Below are 1,082 nucleotides of genomic sequence, written 5' to 3' on the forward strand. Positions count from 1 at the left end.
TGCCGACCCGGACGCCACACCGGACGCCGCGCCCGAGCCGCCGTCGGCGGCGTCGGCACCGCCCGGGCCCGGCTCGCCGGGCGGCGGCGCCGCGCCGCAGTGCCGCCGGGTGACGTTCGAGATCAAGACCGGTCCCGACAAGGGCCATCGGGTCACCGAGGTCGTCCGCCCCGATCAGCCGCTCCAGTTCACCGTCGGCCAGGGTGTCGTGCTGGCGTATGCGCCGAACGCGCCCGAGGATCTGCGCTACACCCCCATCGACGTGCATCGCGGGCCACCGATGCTGGTCCTGGCCGGTCTGTTCGCGTTCGCGGTGATCCTGGTCGGCCGGTTGCGTGGGCTGACCGCGCTGATCGCGTTGGGGATCAGTTTCGTCGTACTGTCGTTCTTCATCCTGCCCGCGATCCTGCACGGGTCGAATCCGCTCCTGGTCGCGGTGGTCGGCGGCAGCGCGATCATGTTCGTCGCCCTGTACCTGTGTCACGGCCTGTCCGCGCGGACCTCGGTCGCGGTCGTGGGCACGCTCGTGTCGCTGTCGCTGATCGGGCTGCTGGGCTCGGTGTTCATCCGCTGGGCGCACCTGACGGGCAACACGTCCGACGAGACCGGCCTGGTCCACGCGCTGTATCCGGGTATCGAGACCCAGGGCCTGCTGCTCGCGGGCTTCATCATCGGATCGCTGGGCGTCCTCGACGATGTGACGGTCACCCAGACCTCGGCCGTGTGGGAACTCAAACAGGCCGACCCGACCATGTCGGCCCGGAAGTTGTACCGCGCGGGCATCCGGATCGGCCGGGACCACATCGCCTCGACGGTCAACACCCTCGTACTCGCGTACGCAGGCGCCGCGTTGCCGTTGATGCTGCTGTTCTCGATCGCGCGCCAGGACGTCGTGGCCGTGGCGTCGAGCGAGATCGTCGCGGAGGAGATCGCCCGAACCCTGGTCGGCAGTATCGGCCTGGTCGCGTCGGTCCCGGTCACCACCGCCCTGGCGGCGCTGCTCGCGGCGGCCGACCACGGGCGCGGTACGCCGGCGAAGCAGGGCGATGCCGGGCCGGGACCGGAGCCGCTCCCGCACCCAC

The 1,082-nt window shown here is 71.2% G+C and carries 1 protein-coding gene; it reads left to right on the top strand.

The features are described from left to right. Positions 1-1,082: YibE/F family protein (locus tag GT354_RS00770; protein WP_161354182.1), on the top strand; the 1,082-nt coding region annotated here is incomplete at both ends.

The sequence above is a fragment of the Streptomyces sp. SID3343 genome (genome assembly GCF_009865215.1).
Taxonomy (GTDB): Bacteria; Actinomycetota; Actinomycetes; order Streptomycetales; family Streptomycetaceae; genus Embleya.